The sequence below is a fragment of the Mucilaginibacter sp. P2_A4 genome (assembly GCF_056405015.1).
Window position 1 is genome coordinate 1 of record NZ_JBFUCX010000001.1, and the last position, 23,952, is coordinate 23,952.

At 40.2% G+C, this 23,952-nt stretch carries 18 protein-coding genes and 2 rRNA genes; 17 read left to right on the forward strand and 3 right to left on the reverse strand.

What is annotated here, in order from left to right; translation table 11 throughout:
• The 3 genes from AC1DYB_RS00005 to AC1DYB_RS00015 form a co-directional block, all read left to right on the forward strand.
• Positions 1 to 233, forward strand: a 23S ribosomal RNA gene (locus AC1DYB_RS00005); the annotation flags it as partial.
• A gap of 238 nt (positions 234 to 471) precedes the next feature.
• Positions 472 to 583: ribosomal RNA gene (rrf, locus tag AC1DYB_RS00010) — 5S ribosomal RNA — on the forward strand.
• Positions 584 to 1,393: 810 nt separating this feature from the next.
• Entirely contained in the window at positions 1,394 to 3,946 is a 2,553-nt protein-coding gene (locus AC1DYB_RS00015) for an adenosylcobalamin-dependent ribonucleoside-diphosphate reductase (protein WP_477431317.1), read from the forward strand.
• 350 nt (positions 3,947 to 4,296) lie between these two features.
• Here AC1DYB_RS00015 and AC1DYB_RS00020 read toward each other — a convergent pair whose 3' ends face one another.
• The 3 genes from AC1DYB_RS00020 to AC1DYB_RS00030 all read right to left on the reverse strand — a co-directional run bounded on the left by AC1DYB_RS00020 (position 4,297) and on the right by AC1DYB_RS00030 (position 7,065).
• A complete protein-coding gene (locus AC1DYB_RS00020; RefSeq protein ID WP_477431319.1) occupies positions 4,297 to 4,905 on the reverse strand; it encodes a porin family protein in 609 nt (202 codons plus the stop codon).
• Positions 4,906 to 5,200: 295 nt separating this feature from the next.
• Positions 5,201 to 5,965 carry a LytR/AlgR family response regulator transcription factor gene (locus tag AC1DYB_RS00025; protein ID WP_477431321.1) on the reverse strand — a complete coding sequence of 255 codons (765 nt, stop codon included), beginning with the start codon at positions 5,963 to 5,965 and terminating at the stop codon, positions 5,201 to 5,203.
• The gene (locus tag AC1DYB_RS00030) at positions 5,962 to 7,065 is read right to left on the reverse strand and encodes a sensor histidine kinase (protein WP_477431323.1); all 1,104 of its coding nucleotides are present in this window, start codon (positions 7,063 to 7,065) and stop codon (positions 5,962 to 5,964) included. The genes AC1DYB_RS00025 and AC1DYB_RS00030 overlap by 4 nt, the downstream gene beginning before the upstream one ends.
• 289 nt (positions 7,066 to 7,354) lie before the next feature.
• On the opposite strand from AC1DYB_RS00030, the gene AC1DYB_RS00035 reads away from it, so the two are divergent.
• The 14 genes from AC1DYB_RS00035 to AC1DYB_RS00100 all read left to right on the forward strand — a co-directional run bounded on the left by AC1DYB_RS00035 (position 7,355) and on the right by AC1DYB_RS00100 (position 23,946).
• A complete protein-coding gene (locus AC1DYB_RS00035; RefSeq protein WP_477431325.1) occupies positions 7,355 to 8,437 on the forward strand; it encodes a Gfo/Idh/MocA family protein in 1,083 nt (360 codons plus the stop codon).
• A 320-nt stretch (positions 8,438 to 8,757) separates the two neighbouring features.
• Positions 8,758 to 9,345, forward strand: coding sequence for a Crp/Fnr family transcriptional regulator (locus AC1DYB_RS00040; protein ID WP_477396500.1), 588 nt, complete (start codon positions 8,758 to 8,760; stop codon positions 9,343 to 9,345).
• Complete coding sequence (locus AC1DYB_RS00045) at positions 9,342 to 9,914, forward strand: Crp/Fnr family transcriptional regulator (RefSeq protein ID WP_477431327.1); 573 nt, start codon at positions 9,342 to 9,344, stop codon at positions 9,912 to 9,914. Before AC1DYB_RS00040 ends, AC1DYB_RS00045 begins: the two co-directional genes overlap by 4 nt.
• A 73-nt stretch (positions 9,915 to 9,987) precedes the next feature.
• Complete coding sequence (locus AC1DYB_RS00050) at positions 9,988 to 10,743, forward strand: SDR family oxidoreductase (protein WP_477431329.1); 756 nt, start codon at positions 9,988 to 9,990, stop codon at positions 10,741 to 10,743.
• Between the two features lie 383 nt (positions 10,744 to 11,126).
• Positions 11,127 to 13,142: an alpha-amylase family protein gene (locus AC1DYB_RS00055; protein WP_477431331.1), complete on the forward strand. Its 2,016-nt coding sequence runs from the start codon at positions 11,127 to 11,129 to the stop codon at positions 13,140 to 13,142.
• A 123-nt stretch (positions 13,143 to 13,265) separates the two neighbouring features.
• Positions 13,266 to 15,035 (forward strand): SGNH/GDSL hydrolase family protein, encoded by a 1,770-nt coding sequence (locus AC1DYB_RS00060; protein WP_477431333.1) that lies wholly within the window; start codon positions 13,266 to 13,268, stop codon positions 15,033 to 15,035.
• Between the two features lie 199 nt (positions 15,036 to 15,234).
• Positions 15,235 to 16,320 (forward strand): substrate-binding domain-containing protein, encoded by a 1,086-nt coding sequence (locus tag AC1DYB_RS00065; protein ID WP_477431335.1) that lies wholly within the window; start codon positions 15,235 to 15,237, stop codon positions 16,318 to 16,320.
• Positions 16,321 to 16,547: 227 nt separating this feature from the next.
• Positions 16,548 to 17,105 carry a dihydrofolate reductase family protein gene (locus AC1DYB_RS00070; RefSeq protein WP_477431337.1) on the forward strand — a complete coding sequence of 186 codons (558 nt, stop codon included), beginning with the start codon at positions 16,548 to 16,550 and terminating at the stop codon, positions 17,103 to 17,105.
• A gap of 81 nt (positions 17,106 to 17,186) precedes the next feature.
• Complete coding sequence (locus tag AC1DYB_RS00075; protein WP_477431339.1) at positions 17,187 to 17,807, forward strand: dihydrofolate reductase family protein; 621 nt, start codon at positions 17,187 to 17,189, stop codon at positions 17,805 to 17,807.
• Positions 17,808 to 18,170: 363 nt separating this feature from the next.
• The gene (locus AC1DYB_RS00080; RefSeq protein WP_477431341.1) at positions 18,171 to 19,298 is read left to right on the forward strand and encodes a phosphotransferase enzyme family protein; all 1,128 of its coding nucleotides are present in this window, start codon (positions 18,171 to 18,173) and stop codon (positions 19,296 to 19,298) included.
• Positions 19,295 to 20,014, forward strand: coding sequence for a carbohydrate-binding family 9-like protein (locus tag AC1DYB_RS00085; RefSeq protein WP_477431343.1), 720 nt, complete (start codon positions 19,295 to 19,297; stop codon positions 20,012 to 20,014). Before AC1DYB_RS00080 ends, AC1DYB_RS00085 begins: the two co-directional genes overlap by 4 nt.
• Complete coding sequence (locus tag AC1DYB_RS00090; protein ID WP_477431345.1) at positions 19,977 to 21,725, forward strand: DUF4091 domain-containing protein; 1,749 nt, start codon at positions 19,977 to 19,979, stop codon at positions 21,723 to 21,725. The genes AC1DYB_RS00085 and AC1DYB_RS00090 overlap by 38 nt, the downstream gene beginning before the upstream one ends.
• Positions 21,726 to 22,026: 301 nt before the next feature.
• Positions 22,027 to 22,614, forward strand: coding sequence for an RNA polymerase sigma-70 factor (locus AC1DYB_RS00095; RefSeq protein WP_477431347.1), 588 nt, complete (start codon positions 22,027 to 22,029; stop codon positions 22,612 to 22,614).
• Positions 22,615 to 22,764: 150 nt separating this feature from the next.
• On the forward strand, positions 22,765 to 23,946 hold the full coding sequence (locus AC1DYB_RS00100) for a FecR family protein (RefSeq protein WP_477431349.1): 1,182 nt from the start codon (positions 22,765 to 22,767) through the stop codon (positions 23,944 to 23,946).
• Positions 23,947 to 23,952: the final 6 nt, after the last annotated feature.

The following is a 23,952-nucleotide window of genomic DNA, read 5'->3' on the forward strand; positions in this document are numbered from 1 at the left end:
TAGTACGAGAGGACCGGGTTGGACTAACCTCTGGTGAATCTGTTATGGCGCCAGCTGTATTGCAGAGTAGCTACGTTGGGAATAGATAAGCGCTGAAAGCATCTAAGTGCGAAACTAGCCACAAGATGAGACTTCCATTGAGGGTCGTAGGAGACTACTACGTTGATAGGTCATAGGTATAAAGGTGGTGACATCATAGCCGAGTGATACTAATTGCCCGAAGCTTTCTCATAGCAGGTAATAATGGTGGCTGATGGCCAGTGGATCATAGTTCATAGCGATATGTACGATGAACCATGAACTATCAGCCACGAACAAAAACTAATACTGTTGTTTTCTTTGATCAAGAACTTCTTTCAATAATATGTCATTGTTTGTTAAGAACAAGGATGAATGGAACAAAGAATAAGGATGAAAAAGTCCTTGCTCCTTAGTCCCCAAATCCTTACTCCTAACCAACATTAAAAATATTCAGGTGCCTATATCGGCGGTGTCTACCTCTTCCCATTCCGAACAGAGAAGTCAAGCCCGCCAGAGCCGATGGTACTGCGGTAAAACGTGGGAGAGTAGGTCGGTGCCCAATCTTAAAAGCCCCAAAAGGCTGAATCGTGAAACCCTTCATCTATATGATGAGGGGTTTTTGCGTTTACAATAATCCACCCCATCCAGGACAGGTGTTCGCTTTTAACAAAGCATCACATTAACCTGTACTTTCTAAAAATCAATATGCTGACATTCAATATATTAACTGTTCGCTACTTTTCTACCTAAAAACAGACCCTACTATAAACCAATAACTTAACTTTTCACCAAACCCAGCCCGAACACCGCCGAACACTTGCATTCTCCTGACCCGAACATCTGGGAAAGTCAGCAAATGGAACAGGGCGGAATTAATTTATAGCACTACTTGCATTTTGCATTTCTCCCCGGGCTTGGCCCATAAGTGAAATACACCATTGTTACTCCTTTGCGCCTTATGTAATCCAGGAAGGCCTTGGAGTTGCGTTAATCCCGATCCTGTAAGGTTTGTCTGAAGATCGCATGGGGCCATAATTCTTTAACAGCAAAAATCCTGAAAGAAGAAAACAGAAGACAGTTAAACCGGGTTGTATAACCGGTTTAACTGTCTGGTTGCAATAGTCCCCTAAATATGTTGTAAACCCCGTTTATACAGAATTTACTCATAGTACTGTGAAATTTCGGTTTATGTAATTAATAAGTAAATTTTAAATATTGGTAAACAATTTGCATGTGTAAAAAATGTATAATACTGAAAATTAGAGTTTTATGTAATAAAATGTGAAATTTGTATTTAAATAAAAAAATCTAAGTTTTCAAAATTGTAACTTTGCTCCCAAATTAAAGCTCGTTCTCATCTAAAGTTCTAACTATGAAAATCGCAGATCAATCAAATACCATAACTACTTATTCCTCTGATGAAGCCTACCAAAAATCTCTTGATTATTTCAAAGGAGATGATTTGGCGGCAAGGGTTTGGGTGAATAAATACGCCCTGAAAGATTCTTATGGAAATATTTATGAGGGTACCCCGGATGATATGCACCATAGGATTGCAGCTGAAATTGCCCGGATTGAACAACGTTATCCAAATCCTTTATCAGAAGATGAGATTTTTGAGCTGATCAGGAACTTTAAATACATCATTCCGCAGGGAAGCCCGATGACAGGGATTGGAAACCCTTATCAAATTGCATCCCTTTCCAATTGTTTTGTAATTGGCAATAAAGGTGATTCTGATTCGTATGGAGGGATAATGAAAATAGACCAGGAACAGGTACAGCTCATGAAGAGACGCGGTGGCGTTGGGCATGATTTATCCCATATCCGTCCAAAAGGTTCGCCGGTTAAAAACTCTGCACTTACCTCTACCGGTATAGTTCCTTTTATGGAGCGTTTTTCTAATTCTACACGTGAAGTTGCGCAGGACGGAAGAAGGGGAGCGCTTATGCTTTCTGTGGCCATAAAACATCCGGACTCGGAAGATTTTATAGATGCAAAGCTGGAGCAGGGTAAAGTTACCGGCGCCAATGTTTCTGTACGTATTGATGATGAGTTTATGAAAGCGGTGGAAGCCGGGCAATCTTATCAGCAGCAATATCCTGTTGATAGTAAAACCCCGCTTTATAAGAAAGATATCGACCCAACCGTACTTTGGAAGAAAATTGTACACAATGCCTGGCGCTCTGCCGAGCCTGGCATTTTGTTTTGGGATACCATTATCCGTGAATCACTGCCGGACTGTTATGCTGATCTGGGTTATAAAACCGTTTCTACCAACCCTTGCGGTGAGATACCGCTTTGTCCGTATGATTCCTGCCGCTTGCTGGCCATTAACCTGTTCAGCTATGTTGTAGACCCTTTCACCGCCAAAGCAAGTTTTAATTGGGAGCTATTCAAGAAACACATCCATTCGGCCCAGCGCATGATGGATGATATTATCGACCTGGAGCTTGAAAAAATTGATGCTATCCTGCAAAAGATAGCCGAGGATCCCGAAGAGGAAGAATTGAAACGGACCGAAAAGAATTTATGGATAAACATTCAGACAAAGGCTAACGAAGGCCGAAGGACAGGTATTGGCATTACTGCCGAGGGCGATATGCTTGCCGCGATGGGCTTACGCTATGGTAGCGATGAGGGATCGGCATTTGCGGTAGAGATTCACAAAACGATTGCCATTGAGGCTTACCGGGCATCTGTAACAGCCGCGAAAGAAAGAGGTGCTTTTGCGATATTTGATGCCGACCGTGAAAAAAATAATCCGTTTATGCTGCGCTTGAAGGAAGCCGATGCACAGCTTTATTATGAAATGCTGGAGCATGGCAGGCGAAATATTGCTTTACTTACCATAGCCCCCACCGGAACAACAAGTTTGATGTCGCAAACAAGTTCAGGAATAGAACCTGTATTTATGCCGGTTTATAAAAGGAGAAGAAAAGTTAACCCAAATGATAAGGACGCACGTGTTGATTTTGTTGATGAGATTGGCGATTCATGGGAAGAGTACGTGGTTTTTCATCATCGCTTTAAGCAATGGATGGAAGTGAATGGTCATGATTTAACAAAAAATTATTCACAAAAAGAACTGGATGACCTGGTTGTACAATCACCTTATTATAAATCAACCTCAAATGATGTAGATTATCTTAAAAAGGTGCAGATGCAGGGAGCGATCCAAAAATGGATTGACCACTCTATTAGTGTAACTATCAATATGCCCGCGGAGGTAACAGAAGAGGTAGTTGGGCAGTTGTACATGGCAGCCTGGAAAGCCGGCTGCAAGGGCGTAACCGTATACCGTGATGGATCACGTTCGGGAGTGCTGATTGCAAATACCGAATCTAAACCTGCAGCGGAGCAGGGAGTGCCGCTGGTATTTCCAACAACCAGGCCACATGTGCTGGAGGCCGAAATTGTTCGTTTTCAAAACAGTAAAGACAAGTGGATAGCTTTCATTGGGTTAATTGAAGGCAAACCTTATGAGATTTTTACCGGCTTTGCCGATGATGAGGATGGGATCCTGATTCCGAGATGGGTTAATGATGGCCTTATTATCAAGAGCCGTGAAGCAGACGGGGGATCGCGTTATGACTTTCAGTATAAGAATAAACGCGGGCATAAAACAACGATAGAAGGTTTATCATACAAGTTCAATCCGGAATACTGGAACTACGCCAAGTTAATTTCAAGCACTTTGAGGCACGGTATGCCTATTGAAAAGGTAGTTGAACTGATCAATAGCCTTCAGCTTGATGAATCTATCAATACATGGAAAAATGGGGTAGCGCGTGCACTTAAAAAGTTTGTACCGGACGGTACTGAGGCAAAAAAGCAACAGTGCCAGAATTGCAATTCCACCAACCTGCAATACCAGGAAGGATGTTTAACCTGTAAAGATTGTGGTTCTTCAAAATGCGGATAGGTTTAGCAAAATTGTAAAAGATTTTTCTGGTAGTACTTGTAGCAAAATAGGTTTTAAGCCATGATGCAGGTATTTAATTCAAACACAGATAGCTTACTGTTTATAAGTAAGCGATCTGTGTTTTTTTGTTTAAGCTTCCTCCATAGGTGTTCGGAAGATTTCTTAACGATTTTTAAGTCCCTCCCAACTGGGGTTTCGCCGACATACTATCTGCAACGCTACTTGAACGCCTGATTTAACCCCTACCTTCCCTTCCCCGAGGAAGGAATCGCATATTGCCCCTACCTTTTTATTTCTTCAGAAGACCTATGGAGCTTGTTGGTGAAATGATAAACGGTTAAATAGATGTTTTAAAAAACGTAGAAAATACTGGCCTGGATGCTGTTGTTCTTAAAGTCGCCCAGGATAGGAGAAGGTGTTTCCTGAACTTTTTGCAATCCATAAACGTATCTTGCACCAATTCCCAAACCAATTTTTGATCGGTAGCCAAGGCCTCCGGCCATCCCAAAATCAATTTTTTTAGCAAATTTGGCATCAGTTACACCTCCAAGATCTTCCTTTACTTTAAAGCCTGCCTGCGGGCCGGCCTCAACAAAAAAGCCCGAATTAGTACGGTATTTAAAAAGGATAGGGACAGAGGCATAGGAAAGTTTTATATCCTGCGTGCCAAGCGTTCCGCCTTTAGCTTTGGCACCTTGCAGGGAGTAAAGAAATTCTTCCTGCACCATAAAGTTATCCGTGAACTTGTAGGCCACAGTAAGGCCGGCGTGGAAACCAGGGAGTGGATCTGTTGGGAAATTAGCGCTGGTAAAATTACTGTAATTACCACCTGCAGTAATGCCGAATTCTAATTTCTGCATTAGTTTTTGACCGAAACTTTGATTCCCGGCCGTTGTTTGGCTGAAACCCTTGGTTGATACCGCAACCAAAACGACTAACATTGATAGTAGCTTTTTCATAAGTTTTCTTTTTTGCATGAATTTTTTTGAGTGCCGCCTGCGGGCTGGCCCATTCATTGAGATCAAAGGTGCGCAGTAAAGGGGCGGCATTATAGCAAAAAGTAACCGAAGCGGGCAAAGTTGGGCCGGAAGCGGAAAAATCAAGTTCTTTGTAGATAGTCATCCTGAACTTGTTTCAGGATCCCACGGAACAGGTCGACTTCATGCTGTAAGCTGTGTGGGATGCCGAAACAAGTTCCATGACATCTTTTTTTTAAAGCGATTTCCCTGTTTAAACTCCCTCAGAATTGACCTATTACCCCTTTGTGAGCCAGCTTAAAAATTGCGAAGCTTTCCCCTTACTTACAATTATTTTTTCGCCGAAGGGAACATTGAGGTTTAAGGAAAGTTTCCTGGAAAAGAAACTGGATACGTCTGTGATGGCTTTCCTGCAGATAAGGGATTGCCTGTTGGTTCTGAAAAAGTAACTGCCCGACAGCTTCTCCAATTCGTCGAGGTTTTTATTGGGGAAATAGCACTTTCCAGAGAACGTAAGCAGGTGAGTAACCTCGTTTTCGAGGTAAAACAGGGCGATATCTTCCATTTTTACAGGGATGATCTTATCCTGGTGATATACCAGGACCGATGCCGCCCTTTGTGTGTCCTTACCGGTCAGCATTTGCATCAGCGCATCAAACTGCGGATTTTGATCTGTAGAGAATATCTTTTTTAATTGTTTATACTTTTGAAGTGCGCTATTCAGGGTTTGCTGTGTAAATGGCTTCAGGATATAGTCAATCCCATTGGCTTTGAAGGCATCTAAGGCATATTCGTCATAAGCAGTACAAAAAATGACCGGGACAGCAACAGGTTCGGCAATAAAGATCTCGAAACTAAGTCCGTCACCCAGCTGGATATCACTGAAGACGAGATCAGGGGCATCGTTTTTTTTGAACCAGGCAATCCCCTCCTTTACAGATTTGAGCTGTACAATATCAACGGGCTGATCTATCAATTTCCTGATATTTAATTCGAGATCTTCGGCAACCACTACTTCATCCTCAATGATTACTATATTCATTTTTTTAACAATTTAATACTTACAGAAAAGGAGTTTTCTTCCTCCCTGATCATAATTTCATCTCCAGACCAGAGGCGATACCTTTCTGCAAGGTTGGCAAGCCCATAATTGGTTGATGCTACCTTTATTTTTTTCTTATGTATATTATTGGTGATCACGAGCCAGTCATCCTTTTGGCTGATAGTTACCTTTAGCGGATCTTCCTGGGTAAAATTATTATGCTTAATAGCGTTCTCCAATAATGGCTGCAGGGAAAACGAGGGCAGGCAATAATTTTTTAACGTTTCCTCCGGCAATGTTATCGTGCAGTCCAGCGCTGTGCCAAACCTGATGCGTTGCATTTCAAGGTAATCGTATAATAGCAGTACCTCATCCTCCAGTTTTGATATATTGGAGGTATGATGAAAGATTGATGCCCTTAAAAAATTGGCCATATGCACAATATAAGTATCGGCAGCTTGCGTGTCTTTATGATAAAGTGCCTTAAGCGTATTTAGGGCGTTGAACAGGAAATGCGGTTGAATCTGCTGCTTTAAAACCAGATTCATCGCTTCTGCATTTGCCGCTTTTAACCTGGAAAGCTCCAGTTCGCTGTGTAATTTATCTTCATATAACAACACGGAATTGTGCAAAATAATCATCATGGTATTGATTACAATGCCCGATCCCACGAAGGCAAAGAATAGGCCAACATCCCGGAACGACCATTTATCATTTGCCAGGTAAGCAAACAGCGGCCATAACAGCAGATAAATTATAACACTTGCAGGATAGGTTAACAGCCGTCGGTATAACGAAAATTTCTTTGATCTGAACGAACACCGGGTTACCAAAATGAGCATAATGCCAACATTGGCATAACCCACCATTAGTATCCCCGACATGGTTAACAAGGTATACGGATATATATGGATATCGGTATCATGATGAGAAATAACAAGATAGAAGACAATACCTATGATTACCGACAGTAACCAGGTAAGGCGATTTAAACGTTTAACGGGTAAATTTTCTTCCATCAAAGTAAAGATACCTAATAGATAGAATGTTAATATCGATTTTGATCCGAAGCGGGCAAAATCGGTTCTGAATGATTTCAATTACGGATTAAAAGAACTAATGCGATAAATGCCGGAGCATTGAGGTTAAAGTATTTTTATTGTAATTCAGCTATTTTTTGTGCTTTTTGATTTTTGGGATGCGAACTGGTTTTGATAATATTAGATTTAACTATTAAATAACCCGAACCACAAAATATTAGGAACCAACACAGAAAATTACACAAAACGGAGTATTTACTATGGCAGTATACTCTGCCAGCAAGGAATTTGTTATTTTGCGAATAGAAACGGCGCTCACATTTGTGTTTCAATTTCATATATTAGTTTTATGGCATTAATTAATGAAAACTTACGTGTACTTGTAGTTGGCTGCGGTAATATGGGCGCTTCTCATGCCCAGGCCTATCATAACCTTGATGGATTTGAGATTGTTGGTCTCGTATCCGTAGGTAACAGCAAGGTAGTTTTGAATGAGAAACTGGGCGGAAGATACCCCCTGTTCAGCGATTTTTTTGAAGCGCTTGAAGCGACCACGCCTGATGCGGTTTGCATTTCTACTTATCCAGATACACATGAGATATTTGCTGTGAAGGCATTGGAGAGCGGCTGTCATGTATTTATAGAAAAGCCTTTGGCAGATACCGTACAAGGAGCAGAACGCATGGCTGAGGCTGCAAAAAAAGCAGGCAGGAAACTGGTTGTAGGGTATATCCTGCGTTATCACCCGTCATGGGTTAAGTTTATAGAACTTTCCCGCCAAATGGGGAAACCGCTGGTAATGCGGATGAATTTGAACCAGCAAAGCCATGGCCCTAAGTGGACTGTACACCGTAACCTGATGAAGAGCTTAAGTCCGATAGTGGATTGTGCGGTGCATTACATAGATGTGATGTGCCAGATGACCCGGTCTAAACCTACGCAGGTTTATGCCATAGGCGCCAGGCTTACAGATGATATACCTGAATGGAATTATAACTATGGGCAACTTCAAATCCGCTTTGAGGATGGCTCTGTGGGCTGGTACGAAGCAGGGTGGGGGCCAATGGTGAGCGAAACGGCCTTTTTTATTAAAGACGTTTTTGGGCCAAAGGGTGCAGTATCCATTGTTGCCAGGGAGGCATCAGCCAGCGGAAAATCTGATTCGATAGATTCGCATACTAAAACGGAGAGTATCAAAGTTCATTATGCGGATTTGGATCAACGGGATGAGTTTTCCAGGCCAGACGAATACCTCGACCTTAAGGATGAACCCGGTCACCAGGAACTTTGCAACCGGGAACAACTCTTTTTTCTGAAAGCGATCCGCGAAGACCTTGATCTTACCGCGGCCACAGAAGACGCGGTGAACAGCTTAAAAATTGCCTTCGCCTGCGACGAATCCGTAAAAACCGGGCAAGTGGTTTTACTGTAGGTCTGAATCATAAAAATTATTAGGTTCAATTATTTGTCATTCCTTCTGAAATAATTAAAGCGCTATGCGCCAGTTAAGAAATTTCCCTCCATTTTTGTTACCCTGTCCATACTGCCGGCCGGGTAAATTGATCAAAAAATGAGGGTAATGCAAATGCCTGTAAAGCAGGAACAACAGTTCGGTATTTGATTGCTGAACGCAGTTAAAAGGCTTTGAATATTCCGGGAGGTTTAATCATCCTGCTTAAAATCGTTAGCTTTCACCCAATCCTTGGGATTCTTCGGCCTTTTTTTATACTTTGGTATTCTTTCCATAAAGAAATGCACCCGCTCATACAACATATTCAAAAAGTTACTTCAAGCCACCAAATAGAGGGTGACTCTATATTGCCCTTTTTTGAAACAAAGACATTTAAGAAAAAGGGCATTTTACAGGAAGAAGACAAGCGTTGTTTGATGTATTTTTTTGTGGTAAAAGGGTGTCTTCGTTTGTTCTTTACAGATCATAATGGTGTGGAACAAACTATGCAGCTGGCATTAGAAAACTGGTGGATGACCGACCTGAATGCTTTTCGGTCCGGGCGGAAATCGGCCTATACAATCCAGGCACTGGAAGCAACGGAGGTGTTGGCCATTACTGCCTCAAATTATGAATTGATCCTGGCAAAATTTCCGGTCATCGAAAGCTATTTTCGTTTAGTATACGAGCGGGCATATGCAGCGTCATTGCTTCGTATCCAGATGATTTCAAGAATGCCCAAGGATGAATTTTATGAACTGTTTCAATCAAAGTATACCGAATTTCTTCAACGGATACCGCAGAAGGTACTGGCTTCATTTTTAGGCTTTACACCTGAATATCTGAGCGAGTTACGAAAAAATAGAATAAAAGCGAAAACCAATTCATGACCGACCAACTATATAATCACATTCAAAAACTCGTTCCCGGTTTTACCGTAGAGCAGGAAAAAATAGCACCGTTCCTGCAAACAAAACTGATAAAAAAGGAGGAATTGCTTTTGAGCGAAAAGGAAATTTGCGATACTATTTACTTTGTTAATAAAGGTTGCCTGTACTTGTTTTATGAAAATAACGATGAAAGGCAGGTTGTACATTTTGCATTGGAAAACTGGTGGATAACAGACTATAAGAGTTTCCCAGATAGTAAACCTGCTGTTTATTCAATTGCAGCGATGGAAGATTCGGAAATTACCTGCATGAGCAGGAAAAACTACGAAACACTACTGTTACAATTTCCCTTACTGGCATTATATTTCAATAAAATTCATGAGCGGGCTTATGGGGCGGCCTTATTTAAACAAAAGACATTTGCTACCGTGACTAAAAAGGATTTCTATTTCCATTTCAGGAATACCTATCCTGAATTAATTCAAAGAATTCCTGATCCTGTTTTTGCCAGCTACATGGGTGTTTCGTTGGAAATATTAAAGACCTACCAGGACATGTATATTTCTTAAACCAGCTTAAGTTTTCCCGGGCCGGCTATATTCATCTTTGTATTATACAATTAACCTTAAAATATTACAGATCATGAAAATAGTAGTTATCGGCGGTACCGGCCTCATTGGTAGCCAGGTGGTAAATCAATTACAGCAAACCGGGCACGAAGTAATTGCCGCTTCACCCAACAACGGTGTTAATACACTTACCGGCGAAGGTTTGGCTGAAGTGCTGCAAGGCGCGCATGTAGTGGTGGATGTATCCAACTCACCTTCCTTTGAAGATAATGCTGTGATGAACTTTTTCAAAACTGCTAACGAAAATCTATTACCGGCAGAAAAGGCAGCAGGGGTGCAGCATCATGTTGCCTTATCAGTAGTAGGTACTCAAAAATTATTAGCCAGCGGTTATTTCCGTGCGAAACAAGTGCAGGAGGAAATGATTAAGGCATCGGGTATTCCTTACACCATCGTTCATGCTACACAGTTTTTTGAATTTGCCGGAGGCATTGTTCAAATGAGCATGGCCGATGGAAAGGTAATAGTACCGGCTGCCAACATTCAACCTATCGCCAGCAAAGATGTTGCATCTTTTATGGCCGAAACAGCTTTAGAAAAACCTGCTAATAAAACCCTGGAAATAGGTGGACCTGAAAAATTCGATATGACAGCATGGGTGAAGCAATATTTGCAGGCAACTCATAAAAACTACGAAGTAACAGCCGATATCGATGCTTTGTATTCAGGAGCTCCACTTACAGCTGATACTTTAGTACCGGAAGCTGCTGTTTCCCTGGGTAAAACAAAATATGCCGAATGGATTGCAATACCTGAAAATCAGCGGTAAGAGTGTAATAAATTCGTGGTAGCGTACTACACCGGGATTTGCACTCAGCGCCGGAGTAGAATATAAAAACAAGAAGCCCGATACGGATATGTGTCGGGCTTTTTGTATTCCTTGTAATTTAGATATAGGATTGTGAAAGTGTGATATCATTACTTTTCCTGAAATTTCGAAATAAGTGGTCAATGGCATCCTAATGCTGTGCTCTTCGCCGAAAAATGACGCAAACGATTGTTTTATCACGTAAACAGGTAATCTTCGTCCGTTTTGTTTGTTTAAGAGGTAAATAGCTGTAGGTCTGTTTTTCAGTGATAAATTATCTCATATATTTGTGTGCGCACACGCAAAATGATTGTCCACTATTTTTTCCTTATAATTTACTAAACATGCTAAAAAAACTGTTGTTTTTAATTTGTCTCAGCCTGGCAAGTGTTTCCAGGGCTCAAAATATTTTTCTTGCAGAAGTAAAGCCTGGCCAGGCGGTTGCATATGCGGACAAGGGATCTGTAATTTTAAAAAACAATTGCCTGTCTGTAAAATGGCTTACCGGTAAAAAAACAATTACGATAAACGAATTTGTTGCACAGCATAAACAGGTTTCTTTAAAAGGAGCTCCCATGTTCGAACTGGAGCTAAAGGAGGGCGCGGTAATTAATTCTGCTGATTTTGAATTGAGTGCGCCGCTGAAAATTGTTCAAATAAAGGGAAACAAAGCAGCGGTTAAACTTTCGGAAAAGGAAAATGGGAAGGAAATTACAGCTGAGTTCCTGAATGTAAAATATGGTATTCGGGTAAAGTGGGAAGCTATTTTAAAAGATAACTCCAATTATATCAGGCAGGTTTTTGCCTTTAATAGTGTTACTGATTCTTTGAGGATCCGCAAATTAAAACTTATAAAGTTTCCTGGGGGAGCGGAGATGATACCATCGGGTGTTGTTGATGGATCGCCAATAGTATCGGGAGATTTCTTTTTCGCGCTCGAAAGCCCTATAAGTAAATATGAAGCTAAGGATGGTTGGGTAAATAATTATATTGAACGGCAGGAACCAGCCATGGATTTAAAGGCATCTACCGTTTGGGGCATTGCCCCGGAGGGCCAGTTACGCAGAGGATTTCTTTATTACCTGGAACGGGAAAGGGCAGTACCGTACCGGCAAATGCTGCATTATAATTCATGGTATGATTTATCATGGGCCGATCGTAAACTGACTGAAGCAGGCTGTCTTGACCGTATTCAAACCTTTGCAGACAGCCTCACTATAAAACGCCACATTACCTTAAACTCGTTTTTGTTTGATGATGGTTGGGATGATAATCAAACATTGTGGCAGATAAGTAAAACGAATTTCCCTGCCGGCTTTGATAATATTAAAACGCTGGCCAATAAATACAATGCATCGTTAGGTGTATGGATGTCGCCATGGGGTGGATATGAGCAGGCCAAGGAGCAAAGGCTGCAATATGGGCGAAAACAAAACCCTCCATTTGAAACAAATTCGCACGGGTTTTCGCTTTCAGGCGCGGTTTATTCCAACAGGTTTAAAGATGCCGCCGCAAACTTTGTTACCAAATACGGTATCTCGATGTTTAAATTTGATGGTGTAGGGGCAGGGGATCAATCAACGGGCGCTACGCCCGAGTATCAGACAGATATGGAATCGCTGTTAAACCTGGTATCAACCCTGCGTGGGGTAAAGCCAGATCTTTATTTTAGCATGACTATAGGCACCTGGCCATCACCTTTCTGGCTCCAATATGGCGATGTGATCTGGAGAAATGGCTGGGATACAAATACAGAAGGACAAGGAAATAACAGGCAGCAATGGCTTAATTACCGTGATGGCGAAGTATATAAAAATATTGTTCAACGTGCCTACCTTTATCCTTTAAGCTCGTTGATGTACCATGGCGTTTGTATTGCAGACAATGGCGCACCTGCCAAATTTGATATGAATGATAAAGACATTGCCGATGAGATATGGTCGTTTTTTGGATCGGGAACAAGTTTGCAGGAGTTGTATATCAATCCGCATAAATTAAACACGGCCAATTGGAATTGCCTGGCCGCTGCCATAAAATGGTCGCGTGAAAATGCAGACATCATGCCCGATACGCATTGGGTGGGTGGCAGCCCATCAAAAGGGGATGTTTATGGGTTTGCTTCATGGTCGCCCAAAAAAGCTATTCTTACTTTAAGAAACCCGTCAAATAAAACAAAAACCTTCCGGGTTGATACGCGTAAAGTTTTTGATTTGCCTTTAAATAGCAAATCCACTTATCTTTTTTATAATGCTAAACTTAGCGGTAAGGAATTGACGGCCCCTTTATTTACAGGGGATGCTTATACGGTTACACTTGAGCCGTTTGAAGTGATGGTGCTGAACGCTAAGCCTGCTCATTAATGATTTAATTTTAACGGCCAATATACATTGTGAAGTAGCGGCTAATTTTAATAAACGTGTGCGCGCAAACATATGCTGACAGGTTCCCGTATTATAGCAATATTGCCTTTAAATAAATTACTAATGAAACGGATATCAATACTGATTTTATTATTCTTTTGCTTTTTCTGTACAGCATCCTTTTCGCAAACAACGGCAACGTATAAATGGCTTGACCCTGCCACAGCAGGCTTCCCGGTTATAGAGGGGCAGGCATGGCCAACGGAAACTGCAGTCACCTATGATAGGTTTCCGGCACGTGCCCAAAAGGAATTAAATACTAATGTGTGGAATATTTCGCACAGCAGTGCCGGCTTATATATCAAATTTAAAACAGATGCGCCCAACCTGGTTATCCGTTATAAAGTAAAGGGTGATTTTGCAATGTCGCACATGCCTGCCACGGGAGTAAGTGGCCTTGATCTTTACGCGCTTGATCCTAATGGAAAATGGTGCCTAGCTCCCGGTAGTTTTTCATTTAAGGATACCATTACTTATCGTTTTTCAAACATACAAGTGAGTGCCGCTTTTCCTGGGAGAAGCTATGAATACAGGCTGTTTTTACCACTATATAATTCAGTATCCTGGCTTGAAATAGATGTTCCCGGTGGCAATGCATTTAATTTCATGCCTTTATCTAAAGAAAAACCTGTGCTTGTGTACGGAACATCCATTGCACAGGGTGGCTGCGCATCAAGACCCGGTTTAGCATGGACCGCGATTTTGCAACGCGCGCTTGACCGCCCGCTGGTGAACCTTGGCTTTTCAGGTACGGGACTGCTTGAAAAATCAGTTATTGACCTGATGGCAGAGATTGACGCAAAAATATATGTGCTTGATTGTATGCCCAATTTAGTAAGCTTTTCTGACCAGGAGATAGAAAAACGTTTACTGGCATCAGTACAAAGTTTAAAAGAGAAGCATCCGCTGGTGCCCATACTGCTTGTAGAGCATAGTGAGGGCAATGTTGATGGTATGTTAGATACCGGCAGGACTACCGGTTATAATCGTGTTAATAAAGTGCTGGGGCTTACTTATTCAAAGCTGATTGCTGCAGGAACGAAAAGCGTTTATTTATTAACCAATAAGGAAATTGGATTTGATATTAATTCAACGGTTGATGGTTTGCATCCCAATGATGTTGGGATGCAAAAATATGCCATCGCTTATGAGAAAACTATACGGGCGATTATTAATGAACCAACGGGGAAATATTCAACCACGGTGCCGGTTGTGCAAAGCAGAGATGGTTATTATGATTGGCGAAACAGGCATAATGAAATACTAACGCTTATTAAAACAGATTCACCAAAAATTGTATTCCTTGGTAACTCTATTCTTAATTATTGGGGTGGCATACCAAAGGCTCCTTTAGCAAGGGGGGCCAACTCATGGGATAAATACCTGGAGCCATTAGGGGTAAAAAACTTCGGTTTTGGTTGGGATCAGGTGGAGAATGTATTGTGGCGCGTATACCATGAAGAAATAGATGGCTTTAATGCCGATAAGGTGATGGTTATGATAGGCACCAATAACCTGTCTGGTAATAGCGACCAGGAAATAATAGAAGGATTAAAATTACTGGTAGAGGCAGTAAAAGTGCGCCAGCCCAAAACTGAAATTCTTTTGTCGGGTTTGCTACCGAGAAGAGCACAGGAAAAACGGATAGAAGTACTTAATAAAGCCATTTCTAAATTGGCAAGTCAGATGCGGGTTCGTTTTATTAACCCGGGAAAGTTATTGCTTAATAGTGCCGGAAATATTGATGAATCTCTTTTCGGCGATGGCTTGCACCCTAATGAGGCCGGTTATCAAAAACTGGCAATTGCTTTGGTTCCTTATCTCAAAAAATAGCGGCTCCGCTTTCGTTTATACAGACCAGGCTCTTGATTGTTTTTCCCAATAATCAAGAGCCTGGTCTGTATTGTAAATGGTATTCTACTTCCGGTTAAATATTACTGAAAACGCTAAGCCGCAGCTAAATTATAGCAATAGTAATGTGATAAAACTATATTAAATTACATTTGCTATCTTTTTTACATGAAGGTTTAATATGAAGAACAAAATTGTACGCATTAAAGATATTGCCGAAAAAGCAAAGGTTTCAACAGGTACAGTTGATAGGGTACTGCATAAGCGGGGGCGGGTATCAAAAAAAGTAGAAGAGAAAATACTGAAGATTATTGAAGAGATGGATTATGAGCCCAACCTTATGGCGAGGGCGTTGGGATCCAACAAAATATATCAAATTGCTGCATTAATACCCGATCATAAAAGTGATTCTTATTGGTACGCTCCCAAAGCAGGAATTGAAAAGGCAGAGAAAGATTTGAAGCAATATGGCATTGTAGTTCAGCAATATGTATTTGACCCTTACAATGTAGAATCTTTTATAGCAAATGCCAATCAGTTAACCAATGATAAACCGGATGGTATAATTTTATCGCCTATATTTTATCGGGAAACGCTGCCCTTTTTTGAAAAATGGAAAGCGGCCGAAATCCCGTTTGTATTATTTAATACCCAAATTGCCGAGTGTGAGCCATTGAGCTATATTGGTCAGGACTCTTACCAGAGTGGTTTTTTGGCTGGCAAACTTATTCATTACGGCCAGTCAGATCCTTGTTCAATCTTGATTGCTCATATAGATGAAGAAATAAGTAATGCTGCCCACCTTTTAAAAAAAGAGCAGGGATTTCGTAATTATTTTTCGCAAAACAACCTGGAGCACCAGTATAATATTTTACGGATTGAATTAAACAGGGCAAATGCAGCCTTGTTTATAACGCAGCTGGATGCCATTATTGATAGCACACCTGATATAGCCAGTGTTTTTGTAACCACATCTAAAGCCCATGAAATTGCAAAGCACCTGGAGCAGCGTCATATAAAGCATATCAAAATAATAGGATATGATTTACTGCCTCAAAATTTATATTTTCTGAATAAAGGGGCAATTAGCTTTTTGATAAATCAAAACCCTAAAGGACAGGGCTACTGGGGCATCTACCAGTTAACCGATCACCTGGTATTTAAAAAAGAAGTTCCTATTATCAAATATCTTCCATTGGATATAGTTACCAAAGAAAATGTAAACTATTACATAGATGATGAGGATACAGTTTATTTAGATATTTGATCATTCGCTTACTCCTTGTTTGATATTTTTCTCAACTAAATATTAAATTTGGTGACCCTATTGTAATTTTTCTCTTTTGATGATACTGTTTTATCGTTTCAGATGGGACGATGGCACTTTTGGCATAAACGCCCTTTTTTTGTCGCGAATTGCCCTCACCATGATATCCGCAGTATTTTATTTTTGGCCTTTACGGAAACCAGATTATAAAAATCAAAACCAATTAAATGAGAAATGTGATTTACGCAATCAACACAACCTTAGATGGTTGCTGCGACCATACCAAATTCTATCCCGATGAAGAAACGATGGCGTATTTTATTCAGCTCACGCGGGATGCTGATACATTTCTCTACGGGCGTAAAACTTATCAATTGATGGTTCCTTATTGGCCCGATGTGGCAAAAAATGCTTCCGGGGATAGCAAAGCAGATATTGAATTTGCCCAGGCATTTGATGCTGTCAACAAAATTATTGTTTTCTCGAAGTCATTGAGCAGCCCTGAAGGAAACAAAACAAGAATTGTACGCACAAGTCTTCATGACGAAGTAGTTAAGCTGAAACAGGAACAGGGCAAAAATATTTTAACCGGTGGGGTAACCATTCCTTTGCAACTTGCAGAACTTGGACTGATTGACGAATATCATTTTGTGGTTCACCCGATAGTTATAGGAGAAGGCAGACGGTGGTTTGAAGGCATCAACCTTCAAGAGAAATTACAATTAAAATTGGTTGGGTCGATGGTTTTTAAGTCGGGGATTGTTGTGCTCCGGTATTTAAAATAATTGATTTAGCGATAAGTGCAGGGCTGCAGTGCCAACAAAACCAACGGACAAAAATTAACTTGACGAAAAATAAATAAAAAAATGAGCAAAATTATCTTTGACAGCGGAATATCACTTGATGGCTTTTTCGCAGGCGATAACAGGAGCCCAGAAAACCCAATGGGCGGCGTTTCAGGAAAAATTCACCAATGGATGTTTAAACAAAAAGCATTTTGGAAACACATCAATATGGAAGGTGGTGAAGAATACGGTGAAGACAGTAAATTAATTGATGATGTGTTTGCAAGAACAGGTTCTTACATTATGGGAAAACGAATGTTTGAAGAAGGCGAAGTTCATTGGAAAGAAGATTTATACAAAACAGATGTTTATGTTTTGACACACGAAAAACGGGAGCCCTGGGTTCAAAAAGGGACAACAACTTTTTACTTCATTAATGACGGAATACAAAGCGCATTAGAAAAAGCAAGACAGTCAGCCAAAGGAAAGGACATTAGGATACAAGGTGGTGCAGATACTATTCAACAATACCTGAATGCAGGGCTTGTGGACGAATTTTTCATTCATATTGCCCCCGTTTTTTTAGGCAGTGGTATCCGGCTGTTTGACGGCATTGACAATGATAAATATGATATTCAAATTGTAGAAGTAATACCATCAGACTTAACAACTCACTTAAGATACAAACTGACGAAAAAATAAGAACTACCCTCACTGCGGCAATACCGGAATTGAGAGCGTTATTAATTCATGACACACAACTCGTGCTTTTCTGCGCGTTTACACACCCCTTATCCATAATCAATTGCATTTGACATGTAATTCATTATGGATTTTTTATTTTGAACCTTCCGAATGTGGTATTTGATTGCCTCAAAAAAATAAAGTCAATTTAAAATAATTGACGGGTATTTGAATTGTGAAATTATTTTTTCTAAAATTTATAAAAGTGTGTGCGAACACATTAATATTTTTATATTTGTTTTCGAAGATTATAGATAGTTTAATGTGTGCGTATACATTACATGAACCGGGAATTGATTTAAAATAAGCATAGAAGAAAAAATGACATATAATATCTCTGAAATAGTATCAAATTTTTGCATCGAAGGAAATGTCGGGACTATTGTCCCGTTTGGTTCTGGCCATATTAATGATACGTTTCACGTTAAAACTACTGACCCCGAATTGCCCGGCTATCTGCTTCAGCGTATCAATCACCATGTGTTTGAAAATGTTCCGGCCTTGATGAGGAATGTTCAACTTGTAACCGATCATCTTAAAAAAAAGCTGATCCAAATTCCGGGTTCCAATCCCGCAAAAGAAGTACTCACCATGGTTTGGACCAGGGATGGGCAATGTTTTTTTTGTGATGCCGGGGGCAACTACTGGAGGATGTATAATTTTTTGAAAGATACCAAGAGTTACGACCTGGTATTGACCGAACAACAGGCCTATGAAGGGGGTAAGGCATTTGGTAAATTCCAATTATTATTATCAGACCTTGATGCCAATTTACTTTACGAAACTATACCCGATTTTCATAACATCGCCATGCGGCTCGACCGCTTAAATAAAGCGGTATTGGCTGATACGAAAGATCGGGTTAAAGATGTCTTGTCCGAATTAACGTTTGTAATTGAAAGGGCTGGTTCGATGGTTGCTATTTTGAATTTAGGAAAAGAAGGAAAACTACCGCTGCGTATTACGCACAACGATACTAAATTCAACAACATATTGCTTGATATGCATGATCGTGAACAGTGTGTAATTGATTTGGATACCGTTATGCCTGGCTATGTAGCGTATGATTTTGGCGATGCTATCCGCACTATTATCAATACAGCATCGGAAGATGAGGACGATCTTTCAAAAATAGATTTAAGTATCCCATTGTTTAAAGCCTACGCTGAGGGGTATCTTAAAAGTGCTGGTAGCTTTTTGTCGGATACCGAAGTTGAATCACTTTCAATGGGGGTTTTATTAATACCTTATATGCAAGGTGTACGTTTCCTGACGGATTACCTGGAAGGTGATGGTTACTACAAGATCCGTTTTCCCGAACATAATTTACAGCGTACCAGGGTACAATTTCAGTTACTTAAAAAGCTGGAAGAAGCGTATGGTGTTTTAGATCAAATAATTCAAAGCGTAGCAAAAACATACAGGCAATTAGCATCCGAAATTAAATGAAGGCACTCACAGTACCATTTTTAGGGGCGGTAAGTAGGGTAAGCCCTATAGCTCATCTGTCTTTTTTGTTGGATAGTCATGAAACGAATATTATTGGAATGGCGCCATGGGCCGGTTATGAATATAAGCCTGATGTTCGCTTTGCAATAGCTTATGGCGACGATTGCATTTTTTTAAAATACTATGTAAGCGAAAAATCGGTAAGGGCAATCTATAAACAACCTAATGAGCCTGTTTATAAAGATAGTTGTGTGGAGTTTTTTGTTGCTTTTGGCGATGAACGGGAATATTACAATTTTGAATTTAACTGTGCAGGTACCTGTATGGTAGGTTTTGGAGCAAAAAGAACAAACCGCAAGTTATTACCAGAAACAGTTATAATGACGATAAGGCATCAGAGCCTGTTAAAGCTGGTGGATAATGATGGGCAGGGCAATATAGGCTGGGAACTTACCCTGATGATACCTTTCGAAGTGTTTTATCATCATTTAGTTACATCGTTAAATGATCAGCAGTGCCGGGTTAATTTTTATAAATGTGGTGATGACCTGCCTGACCCTCACTTTTTGGCCTGGAATAATATTAAATCTACCGAGCCTGACTTTCATCTGCCTGAATTTTTTGGGGAAATGAAATTTGAAAATAAATATCAGCCGTTCCATCATAAAGCAACAAAATATGAAGATGAAATTTACAGTAATACTGTTGTTATTTAGTGCTGTTGCTTCGGCGCAGATTAAAACTGATGGGGATTACCGGGAGCTTGCTGATCCGAAACCGGTTCAGCAAGAAAGCTGGAACTCGCTAAAACCGGGTGTTTATGTAAGTTTTGCTTCAGCGGATATTCGTTATGATAAACGCAATGCACCTGCCATATCTCCATTACAAACCCAATGGCAAACCAAAGCCTGGAAAGGAGAAAAAGTGCATACACAATTCCTGGTATGGACTACCCGTAACCTGGAACAAGTAAGTTTTGAATGGAGTAAGCTGGAAGATGGTAAAGGGCATAAAATTCCGGTAGAAAATATCAGTGCAAACTTTGTACGTTATGTAATGGCCGATGGCCTGAACAGTGAAGGAGGAGGCTGCGGTATCCAGGCCGGTCATGATTCATCTCTTGTAGAGGATGTTATTGATCCGGTAAAATCTCTCCCGGTAACTAAAAATACTACCCGGCCAGTTTGGTTAAGCATTAAGGTTCCTCCTAATGCGGTTGAAGGTACTTATAAAGGTTATGTGAAAGTTAATGAAGGGAAAAATAAGTATTCAGCTCTTTTGTATTATACCATAGAAGTGCTTAATCATACGCTGCCTGCACCCGAATACTGGAAATTTCATTTGGATCTGTGGCAAAATCCATACTCGGTTTCCCGGGTATATGGCGTAAAAGCCTGGTCCAAACAACATTTTGATGTAATGCGCCCTTATATGAAAATGCTGGCAAATGCCGGTCAGAAATCCATTACCACTACACTTATCCACGATCCGTGGAATAGCCAAACGTATGATATTTACGGATCAATGGTGAAATGGACTAAAAATAAGAATGGTTCATGGAGTTATGATTATACAATTTTTGACAAATGGGTAACTTTTATGATGTCATTGGGAATCAATAAGTTTATCAATTGTTATAGCATGATCCCCTGGAATTTGAAGTTTTATTATTATGATGAGGCTCTGAAAAAGGATACCCTAATCATAGCCAAACCCGGTACACCAGAATACGATGCACATTGGCGCCCCATGCTGGCTGATTTTGCCAAACATCTTAAGGATAAAGGATGGTTTGCTAAAACTACCATTGCTATGGACGAAAGGCCTATGGCAGATATGCAAAAAGCGATAGCCTTAATTAAAAGCGCTAATAAAGATTTTAAAATTTCATTGGCAGGTAACTATCATCATGAAATTGAGAACGATTTGGTGGACTATAGCGTGGCCTCAAACCAAGTGATAGATAGCGCAACCATGCTTTCACGTAAAAAAGCCGGATTTAATACTACCTATTATACCTGTTGCACCGAGGGGCATCCCAATACGTTCACCTTTTCTGCACCTGCAGAGTCTGTTTGGCTGGCTTGGTATGCAGCTTACAAAGGATATGATGGGTATTTGAGGTGGGCTTACAACTGCTGGACAAAAGATGCTTTACATGATACCCGATTTGGACAATGGTCATCTGGAGATGCTTATTTGGTTTATCCGGGTTTGCGGTCTTCTATCCGCTTTGAACGATTGACTGAAGGTATCCAGGATTATGAAAAAATTAATGTGCTGAAGGAGGACTTTACAAAAAGAAATCAGCAAGATAAACTACGTCAGCTTGAAAAAATACTGGATGGTTTTGATATCGGGGAGTTAAAGAATAAAGATGCAGCTGAGATTCTTCATATTTCGCAGGATAGATTAAACAGTTTATAAACAATTTAAAAAACTTTCACTTTCCGGAATTTTATTCGGCATTCACTTTTATTTTAGTGTTTTTTTGATTTTATTTACTATTAGATTTACTCAAAACAACAAATTTGATGTCTTTATTCAAAACGCCGGGCAAATCGGCCACGCGATAAAGACTGTAAAGATTGATGAGTAAGGGTTTAAAGAAAATGCAGGTTTCCTTGCTAAAACTAAGCGGAAATCATAATAGTTAAGAATTTTAATATTTTAAAACAACAAAAAACACTTTCTTTGAAGTTGCCAATTAGAAATTTTATAATGCGGAATGAATAGCCCGGAAGTTCAGTTATTGTCAGATGAGAGACTTATAGCATTGATCCAAGAGAATGACCTTGCGGCGTTTGAACGTATCTATAATAAATATTGGTCCAAGCTCTATCTTTCAGCATACAATATTCTTAGGGATAGGCAGGTATCTGAAGATGTTACCCAGGAAGTATTGGTAAACCTATGGATGAAACGAGCTAATCTTCAGCTCACTTCTTTAAATGCCTATTTATATACCTCTGTGCGTTACCAGGTGTTTAATGTTATTCGGTCTGGTAAAGTAAGGGCCGATCTCTTTAACCGGCTGGAAGAACTTTTTAGCAATAACAGCGGCGAGGATATTTTATCTCAGAAAGATATTAACCGTTTGCTGGAGCAGGGCATTGCTGAATTGCCTGAGAAATGTCGTCAGATATTTGTTATGAGTCGCAAAGAGCACTTATCAACCAAAGAAATTGCCGAACGGCTTGGCATCGCCCCAAAAACAGTTGAAAATCAATTAACTGTAGCATTGAATCGTTTGCGTAAAACCCTGGGCGATTTTGTTTGCTTAGCTGCTATTATGTTATGCGGGCGATGGTTTTGATGGTTTTCTGCCTGCGCTGAATTTTATTTCCCCTCTTTTATTTCTTATTTGATTTTAGAAAATTTCATGATTTGTTAATGATTTAGAAATATTTAAAATTTCTTTGGGGGTACACCCTGCTTTGGGGTACTTACATATAATAACTACCCAATGGAAAAAGAACTACTGCTAAACTTAATAAATAAATACCTTTCAAACCAGGCTACGGCAGAAGAGGAAAAGCTTTTGTTAAACTATTATAGCACACTCCAAAAAAACGAGTTGAAATGGGATGAGCTTTTAATGGGCGATGAAAACGTAGCTAAGGTTGAGCTTTATAGCAAGGTATTGTCGGAGATAAAAACGCGCGAATCTGCATCTAAAAGAATTATTTTTCTGAGAAGGTGGTTCGTAGCAGCATCTATAGCTTTGTTTTTGGTTGCCTCCTCTTCGGTGTTTTTTTACTTAAAGCATAATAACTCCTATTTACTAACCAAAAATAAAACCCGGTCTTTAAATAAACACACTATTGCTCCGGGAGGTAATAAAGCTTTATTAACCTTAGCTAATGGTTCAAAAATCACCCTGGATGATGTCGCTACCGGCGAATTGGCTAAACAATCAGGTGTAAAAATCACCAAAGCTGCCAATGGTCAATTGGTTTATACTATTGAAAATGTTCCATCTAATTCGGCCACTCCAACTCAGCTGGCATACAATACTATTGAAACCCCAAAAGGTGGCCAGTACCAGGTTGATTTACCTGATGGTTCAAAAGTTTGGTTAAATGCGGGTTCTTTACTTCGTTACCCAATAAATTTTAACGGCAGCGTACGCAAGGTTGAATTAACCGGTGAGGCCTATTTTGAAGTTGCTAAAAATGCAAATAAACCATTCAGGGTTGTAAGTAACAAGCAGGTGGTTGAGGTTTTAGGCACACATTTTAACATCAGTTCCTACATTGATGAGGCTTCGGTTAAAACTACTTTATTAGAAGGTTCTGTTAAGGTATTATCTATTGGGTCCAACCAATCTAAATTGTTGAAACCAGGCGAGCAATCCAATATTAATTATTTAAATAATACATTTTCTGTACAACCAGTTAACACCGAAGAAGCAGTTGCCTGGAAAAATGGCTATTTTCTTTTTGTTGACGAAGACATGAAAAGCATCATGAGCAAGTTTGCCCGCTGGTATAATGTTGATGTAGAATATTTGGGTAATGTAGATAATTTAAGATTTGGGGGGATGGTGTCGCGGTCAAAAGACCTGGCCCAGGCGTTGAAGATCATAGAGCAAACAGGAAACGTTAAAACTAAAATTGAAGGAAGGAGAGTTATCATTATGCCGTGATAATTA